9 protein-coding genes and 1 pseudogene are annotated in these 8,051 nt (G+C 36.6%); 5 read left to right on the plus strand and 5 right to left on the minus strand.

What is annotated here, in order from left to right:
* Nucleotides 1–103 precede the first annotated feature (103 nt).
* The 3 genes from MBEAL2_RS28040 (at nucleotide 104) to MBEAL2_RS28050 (ending at nucleotide 1,690) form a co-directional block, all read left to right on the plus strand.
* Complete coding sequence (locus MBEAL2_RS28040; RefSeq protein WP_047155482.1) at nucleotides 104–544, plus strand: WapI family immunity protein; 441 nt, start codon at nucleotides 104–106, stop codon at nucleotides 542–544.
* A 49-nt stretch (nucleotides 545–593) separates the two neighbouring features.
* Nucleotides 594–1,058, plus strand: coding sequence for a hypothetical protein (locus MBEAL2_RS28045; protein ID WP_047155483.1), 465 nt, complete (start codon nucleotides 594–596; stop codon nucleotides 1,056–1,058).
* Nucleotides 1,059–1,294: 236 nt separating this feature from the next.
* Entirely contained in the window at nucleotides 1,295–1,690 is a 396-nt protein-coding gene (locus MBEAL2_RS28050) for an immunity protein CdiI family protein (protein ID WP_369405549.1), read from the plus strand.
* 537 nt (nucleotides 1,691–2,227) lie between these two features.
* Here MBEAL2_RS28050 and MBEAL2_RS28055 read toward each other — a convergent pair.
* Complete coding sequence (locus tag MBEAL2_RS28055) at nucleotides 2,228–2,662, minus strand: hypothetical protein (RefSeq protein WP_047155485.1); 435 nt, start codon at nucleotides 2,660–2,662, stop codon at nucleotides 2,228–2,230.
* A gap of 228 nt (nucleotides 2,663–2,890) precedes the next feature.
* Between MBEAL2_RS28055 and MBEAL2_RS28060 the strand changes: the two genes are divergently transcribed.
* Nucleotides 2,891–3,160, plus strand: coding sequence for a hypothetical protein (locus MBEAL2_RS28060; RefSeq protein ID WP_047155486.1), 270 nt, complete (start codon nucleotides 2,891–2,893; stop codon nucleotides 3,158–3,160).
* Nucleotides 3,161–3,802: 642 nt separating this feature from the next.
* Here MBEAL2_RS28060 and MBEAL2_RS28065 read toward each other — a convergent pair.
* The 4 genes and pseudogenes from MBEAL2_RS28065 to MBEAL2_RS28075 form a co-directional block, all read right to left on the minus strand.
* A complete protein-coding gene (locus tag MBEAL2_RS28065) occupies nucleotides 3,803–5,029 on the minus strand; it encodes an IS110 family RNA-guided transposase (protein WP_047155487.1) in 1,227 nt (408 codons plus the stop codon).
* A 124-nt stretch (nucleotides 5,030–5,153) separates the two neighbouring features.
* On the minus strand, nucleotides 5,154–5,342 hold the full coding sequence (locus MBEAL2_RS31485) for a hypothetical protein (RefSeq protein ID WP_152667962.1): 189 nt from the start codon (nucleotides 5,340–5,342) through the stop codon (nucleotides 5,154–5,156).
* A gap of 147 nt (nucleotides 5,343–5,489) precedes the next feature.
* Entirely contained in the window at nucleotides 5,490–6,017 is a 528-nt protein-coding gene (locus MBEAL2_RS28070) for a hypothetical protein (RefSeq protein WP_047155488.1), read from the minus strand.
* Between the two features lie 44 nt (nucleotides 6,018–6,061).
* Nucleotides 6,062–6,987 (minus strand): annotated as a pseudogene (locus MBEAL2_RS28075) (IS1595 family transposase); the annotation flags it as partial.
* A gap of 241 nt (nucleotides 6,988–7,228) precedes the next feature.
* Between MBEAL2_RS28075 and MBEAL2_RS28080 the strand changes: the two are divergent.
* Complete coding sequence (locus MBEAL2_RS28080; RefSeq protein ID WP_047155489.1) at nucleotides 7,229–7,468, plus strand: hypothetical protein; 240 nt, start codon at nucleotides 7,229–7,231, stop codon at nucleotides 7,466–7,468.
* The last annotated feature ends 583 nt before the right edge of the window (nucleotides 7,469–8,051 follow it).

Below are 8,051 nucleotides of genomic sequence, written 5' to 3' on the forward strand. Positions count from 1 at the left end.
GTTAAATAATACCTTTGAGAAATACCAACACACAGCTATTTCCCGATGATATACTCAATAAAAAGTGTGTAAAAATGACTTTATTTGAAATGAGAGTGACCATATGGAGGGTTTTATTCTCAAGGGAGAACAGGGCTACTTACAATTACATCTAGACGAAGTTTATGGCTTTCCAGAACAAACAAGCCATTTTGGTGGATATGATGCAGAGGGTACTTTAGAAATTAAAAGTAATAACTACTTTGTTAGAGGTAAACTTTGGTTTACAACGGGCGAAGTTTGTTCTTTCTATGAACAATTGGGAAGGGCGTACGATTTATTTTCTGGCGAAGCAACATTTAGTAGTTCAGAAGTGAATTTAGAATTTAAAATCACATTTGATTCAAGAGGACATGCTGTGTTCAAGGGTTACTTTAAAGAGTTACACCACTTGGATAACGAACTTAAATTTGAAATAGAGAGTGACCAAAGTTATTTTGAATCAACCCTTGCAGACCTTAAAAAGTTTGTACAAAAGTATGGAGGATTAAAAGGGGTAAAATAGATGAAGTTTAACTAACGGGAATCGTTAACTCAGTATTGGGAGATGAAAGATGGACAAGATTGTAATTTGCAATTCTGTTGGCTCTTATGTAGAAGCATTAACAAGGGGCAAGGAATATGAAGTGATAGCTGAAAATGAAGAAAAAGAACAGATAAAAATACTCGGCGATAACAACCGAGCAAGGTGGTTTAACAAGTATTACTTCGTACCTTGTGGAAGTAATGTCTCCGTATTGGTTAAATGGCAATTCGATGATGTCATTCATGATTCAAGTGAAAAGTCATTACAGCACCCTGAAATCACCGTTATTTTAAGTGATGGACAAAAAAGATGGTGTTCAATATGTACGAAGGCTGGATTAATGGAGTATATTGAACGCAATATGGACGGAAATATTTTTCTTATTGAAAACCAAATTATTGTTAAGGATTTTTCACATGAAGTGGTGAATGAGGCTCTAATTCATTTAGACCAGCAAAATGAATTAATAAGTTCAACCAACTTATTGAACTGATGGATAATTGTATTATTCATGTAGATAACCTTTACATGATTACCATTCAAACCAATTGAATGATGAATAGTATTCTGTATTTTGTTTAACTCCTATGTAAGAACGAAGTTATCTTACATTATCCGTGGTGTCACGCCCTACGGCATGGGTGGCTAGCAGGAATCATTAGCGAAATATAGCTGTTTGGGCAGCCGTTTTTGTTTGCCTAACTAACGGGCAGAATAGTTTAATAACAAGTGACCTTTAAAACAAAAAAATGTACTATCAACGGGGTGACTAAAAACAATATGCAATGTTTTTGTGAAGAGAAAGAAACACATGAATTAAAAATAGAAGGTGATGTTGGGGCTGACCCAATTTGGTGTAACCAATGCGGTTGTAACCTTGATTTGGATGAAATCCCTATTTCAAATGAGTTAAAAGGAGAACTGATGGAATGGGTAATCAACTATGGTAAATGGATTGATTGGGATAATGATAAGTTACTTCTTAATGGGATTAAACTTGAAGAAGAACATAATAAAATTGGTGCGGAATTAATAGTAAAAATAAAGGAAGAACTTGGAGAAAAATATAAAATAAGATTTTCACCTTCAACAATAGCGAGACATTATGCGAATAAGAAATTCTGATAATTATTGAATTAACGGGAATCGTTAGTGAAATAAAGTCCGATAATACCACATACGTAAACAGCCGAACCCACTTGGATTCGGCTAAAACTGTTTGTATCTCTTTTTTTATGGGTTGCTGGATTAATTATTAACAGCAAGTAAAAATGTTATAACTAAGGACATCCAGAAACAAACAACCATATCTTGCTTCCAATAAGTTTTTGCAAATGGGCTCCATTTACCACCGAAAAGACTGAGCAAGCGTGCAATTAAGAAACAAGGTACAAACCATACTAAGAATGTAAATATGTAACCCAGTTTCGCTCACCCCTATTTTTCCTTATTTTAACATAGAAACAAGAGAGGAAAAAGGTTTTTAGCCATAGAATGTCCAATAACTTGATTGATGTAAAAAAAATTAATAAGAGATATGTATTAAAACCATGAATTTACTGAACTAACGGGCAGGATAGTGAAGTAAAGCCCTGATTTATTCGCTAACATTAAACAAGTGCCATATCTCGTTTGACATTTTTTTTCGCTTCGTATTGCAGGTTAATGTGTTGTTTTCTTGCCTTCATAATGCTTTCCATATTCACCGCTTTTGGGAGCTGGACCTCCCCAACCTCGTTGATATACCTTGCCATTTTCAATGATATAACGGTAGGTATACCCTGGTTCATTAGTGAAGGTAACGACTTGAACATAAGGATTTGCACTTGGATTTTCTTTATCAAATCTTTCTATTTTCCATGATTCATTTGGATATTTTCTTGCTAAATATTGATTAATCACAGATTGTTTCCCTTTTATCGTAAAATCAAGCATGAAGGGAGATACAGCAAAGAAAATAATCTCTACGAAAGCAATAAAAACAGCGAGAGAAGCAAGTGTATTTCTTTTCTTGTCTTTTAAAAAAACTGATATAAGTAGCAACAGTAAGACGGGAATACCAGCAAACATCATTTGAATCACCGTTATAGGTGCCACCAATTCTCCCCCCTTTGTAATTTATTTTAATTATAACTAATTTTATTAATTTTCTTAATTTTATTTTACTGCACTAACGAGAATCATTAGCACATTACGGCTGTTACGGCAGTCGTTTTTTATTTGCTCAACTGACGGGTCAGTATAGTTTGGAAATAAAAATAATTATAACCATACATTTTATGGTAAAATTTATAATTATTAGATGGAGTTTAAAAGGAGAGAAGTATGGAATTATACATTGGTTCACATTTTTTATGGATGATTCTTGTTTTGTGTTTTTGGATGGTAGTGAGGTATAATCGAATTGCTCTTGTTTATTCATTAACCTTTAACGTTATTTTCTTTGCTCTTTTGTGGATCTGGTGGCTAAATTACACATCGGACGGGATTGCCCAAGGAATTGGTATTGTTATTTATGGAGGCACATTTATTATTAACATCATCATTTTAGGAATTCTTACTTGGATTAAAACCAAGCCTAAATCTTCATCCTAGTTATGTTTTTTCGAAGACCAATTATTTCAATTGTACAGAAGTGATAGGCAATAAAAGCGTCAATTACTGGACTAACGGGAATCGTTAGTGAAGTACGGCTGTTGCGGCAGTCGTTTTTTTATTTGCTCAACTATCCTGAAAATATATCTTGCCCAAAACCTAAAAAAGGCAATACAAAAGTAGACCCAGCCAAAATGGTTTTTAAAAAAAGGCTGAGCCTTCTGAGTACACCTCAATATGTAATTAAACACGACTTGGAATTGACTCCTTTCCTAATATAGATATAGAAAATAGGCTAGGCTGGTGCAACAAACCTACTAAGATTAATCTATCCTGCGTGCTTCTCTTAAAGAGAGCGACAATTTGTGGTACACCTGGTCGTTGTATGTCAGTCTACCCTGCGGGCTCAAAGCACCATAGTCGAACGACCTTCCTTCGCCAGCCGTATTAGAAGGATTGACAGGTATAGGGGAAACTAGACTATATTTTCATTTATTTGATGGTGCCGCAAGGCGGCATGGAGGTCTACCCTGAAAATAATAAATGAGAACGGGGTATTTTTGGCAATACGAAACTAGACCCAGTAAAATCCTTTTTTTAAAAAAGATTTGGGCGTTTTAACTGACTCTATTTTTGGCATCATTACGCTGTGGCTTCAACCGTTACCTTGCAGCCCAGTATCTCCAAACGTTTAATCGATTGCTTGATTACGATTTCTTTCTTTCGCTGGTCAAAGTAATCTGCACCCAACTCAATATAGGGCTGTCTTTTGTTTAAAAGATGATACACAATCGTTAAAATGGTATGTCCAACCGCCACTGCCGCACGTTTTTTTCCAATCCTCGGAGCTAGCCGGTGATATTGGGAAGAAAGATAGGTGTTTTTGGTTTTGGCTGCTGAATGTGCTGCTTCCACAAGGGCTGAACGCAATTTTTTATTGCCTTTTCTCGTTTTTCCGGACTTTTTTTTCCCAGCACTTTCGTTGTTTCCCGGAACCATTCCAGCCCACGAACATAGATGGGGGGCTGTAGGAAATTGCTTCGAAATGTCTTTGCCAAGTCCTATTTCTGCCAAAAGTTGTTCTGCGTGGTTTCTGCCAATGCCCGGAATCGAATCAAGCAACTCAATGTCTTCTTCATATGGCTGCATTCGTTGCTGAACTTCTTCATTTAATATAGCGATTTGCTGATCCAAAAAGTCAATATGGGTAAGCTGGGTTTTTAACATCATTTTTTGATGGGGTCCGACGGACCCGAATAAAGCACGTTCTAAATCCTCCTTTTTTTTCTTCATGCTTCTTTTTGCTAGACTCGCTAATGCTTGTGGGTCATCCATTCCGTTGATGAGGGCATCGATCATCGATCGACCGGAGACACCCATGATGTCTGTTGCTACGGAAGAGAGTTTGATATTGGCACCTTCCAACACTTTCTGGATTCTACTAATCTCTCTTGATTTTTCTTCAATGAGACTTCGGCGGTAACGAACCAGTTCACGCAGTTCGCGCTGATCCCGATTAGGGATATAACTATGTTGAAGAAGACCATGGCGAAGCAGCTTTGCAATCCATTCAGCGTCTTTTACATCGGTCTTACGACCGGGGACCGCCTTGATATGGGCAGCGTTAACAACCAACGGTTGAATGTCTTCGAGCTCAAGTAGATTGTAGATGGGTTTCCAATATACACCGGTGCTTTCCATGGCAACATGAGTACATCCTTTACTTTTAATCCAATCAACCAATTGGATAAGGTCATGTGTCATGGTGCCAAAGGTTTCAATTTCTTTCCCTTTTGGTAAAATCGCGCAAGCGGTAATACTCTTTTTGTGAACATCGAGTCCACAACAACGTTGGTGGATGACTTCCATATTCGATTTCCTTCCTGCGGCTGAAATAAATTAAGGCTGGTGCAACAAACCTACTAAGATTAATCTACCCTGCGTGCTTCTCTTCAAGAGAGCAACAATTTGTGGTGCACCTGGTCGTTGTATGTCAGTCTCCCATGCGGCTCAAGGCACCATAGTCGAACGACCTTCCTTCGCCAGCCGTATTAAAAGGGTAGACAGGTATAATGAAAGTTAGACTAGTTGATGAACCATTTTCATTCATTTGATGGTGCCGCAGCGCGGCATGGAGGTCTCCCATGAAAATTAATTCTGTAACTCCTGGAAAAGGCAGCACTAAATAAGACGCAGCTCCTTCATTTTTAAAGGCTCTGTTAAATTTTTAATGTTGATTTTTTAGTAAAAGTTAGGGAAACCCGCTTTTTAAGGTGTTTCCCCATTCTTGTTAAGAGCTAACACTTGTTTGTTCAGCTCAATATTCGTGTCAACTACGCCATACGTTTTTAAAATATTCAGACAATAAACCTTCTCCTTGAAATCTATCTTCAAGAACAGCTTGGAGCTGATAAAATTCATCTTTAAGTTTTCCGTCGGTATTAGGAAAGGACCCTAAGTACGAATATCTATACACTTGTTCATCTGGGCATAGTTCATAAGTACGTTTTAACATCGAAATACCTTTTTCTTCCCAATATTCGTAATCACCGAAGTAATATGGGAACAGCGAAATCATATAACCAAAACACCAGAGAAAATCCTCATTTGTCATAAAATTAGCCAATCCAAAATGCGTAACTTCATTTAATATTGTTTCTATCTCATCAAAATCTACATCTTTAATTCCCAGAGGTACCTCTTCGACTAAGATATACCAGCAAAAGAAACCAAGTCGGATAATACCTTTTAAGTCATTGGGATTTTGCCGCCAATTCTGTATCAGTAGCAATTTTGCTTCATTCCATCTTTCTTGATTTTCTAATGTATCAACTTCTGTCCATCGCCAATCAATCATAGTGGCTCACCACCAATCTTATATATACTAACCTTGAACAAGGCTTAGGCGTTAAATTTTGATAAACGTAAACTTTCATAGGTATCGGTCATTTCAAACATAAATGAAGATAGTAAGAATTCCTTTACATTATGCTTAGTGCTTTCGTTACTACGACTATCTACATATAAGAACCAAGCAAGGTAGTTATTGAGGTACTTTGTAGCCACACCTTTAAAACGGTCTATCCATTATTTCATACGAGAGTGAAGACTATTAACATTTTGAATGTGGTATAAGCCTTTAATAACGTGCTTCCCATCGTTTGATTTAATACGATAATGTTCTAAGCCCTTTTCTTTTGCGTAGGTTTTATAGGCTCTCCAAGCATCAGTAACGAGTACATTTTCGGATGTTAGTTTAGAACCTATCATATTTTCAACCTTAGTTTTACAATCCGTCCCATACAAGCTGCCTTTGATACAGTAGATTTTGTACGGTCTCTGGCAACGAGAACGCATACTTGTTCGTGGCTGATACCTCTATGCTTAGATTTACCACCACGTTTACGAGGCTTACGGTCTGATATGCCACGCTGTCCTTTTTGAGAGTATAGGAAATGGGTCTCGTCAACTTCTACGATACCTTCAAATTGTTCAAAATCCATTTGTTTAAGGGCATTTAACAATTTGTGTCTCCAATAAAAGAGGGTAACCCAAGTAACCCCTACGATTTCAGCAGATTTTCGCAAGGAATAGCCTTTGAACGTACAATCGACAAATGTAATCCATTGGTTTCCTTTTCGAGTTCTATAAATAACTGTATTAGTAGTATCGGTGAAGGTCTTTCTACAAGCCTTGCATCAATAGCGTTGGCGACGATTGTATTTACCAAAACGAACAACGTGTTCGGACGTGCAGCGAGGGCACTCAAAACCTTCTTTGAAGCGAGTTTCTCGCATTTCATCGATTAAACGACCACCAACACCCGAATGTTTGTTCTTATGATAATTATACTAAGATTTCAAGAAGGTTTCAAATATCAACACTTACCTTTAATAGAGCCTTTTTAAAAAAGAGCGCAGCGCCCAAATCTATGTTTGCGATATTATTAAAGAAATGCTTGTATCTTCTTTCTCCTTTGAAGTGAATGATACTTACAAGAGCATCCGCATTGCTGAATTTTCATTAAATCGTTGATTTGATACGAAATGAAAAAGGGGAGGTGTTCAAATGAATAATCGTGTTGCGGGCTTATTATTAATCGGATTATCCTTGCTTACGACGGTTATTGCGTATTCCTTCGGTCAACTTATTGATGCAATAAAAGCATCTTCCGCCCATTTAGCTGGAGTAATCTCAGGTGGTGGAGGGTCAACTCTAGGCTGGGGTGGTTTCCCGATATCCGTTTTGGCTATTGTCCTTATTTTATGTTCGATTGGAATTGGTATTTATCTCATCAAGAGTAATTAATTTCAAACCCTATTCAATTAGCTTTTGATAGCCTATGATATTAGTGGTTAAAAGACCACCTACAATAAGGTGGTCTTTATTTTGTAATAAAATCAACAACAAATGATAACAGAGCCATTTTTTATGAAATCCACTAATGAATAATTTAGAGGAACACATAAAAAGAGATAAATAATAGTGCCGCCATACAAAATTAACCTCACATCATCCTTAGTATAGAGATAGACGAGAATAAGAAAAAGGAATCCAATTATGTAAGAAAATACGATAGAAAAGCTACTTTAGCTTTATGCTTCATTGAAACCCCTCCATCTTGACTGTATTATAAAGGATAATTTAATATATTTTTAATAATGCAACAACTTTTTAACAGTTAGGTTACTGTTCTTTATTCAACTATCCTACCCGATAGTTAAATAAAAAAAGACCACCGAAGCAGCCTCTTATTTAACAATGGATTCCCGTTAACGTAGTAACAATATGTTTATCACGTATGTATCTCTCCACAGATGACTAAAATACTGGACATAAAAAAGCAACCACCCAATTTCTTCAAAGTAGTTACTTAAATTTACGAAATAAA

The sequence above is a fragment of the Aneurinibacillus tyrosinisolvens genome, from assembly GCF_001015055.1.
Taxonomy (GTDB): Bacteria; Bacillota; Bacilli; order Aneurinibacillales; family Aneurinibacillaceae; genus Aneurinibacillus_A; species Aneurinibacillus_A tyrosinisolvens.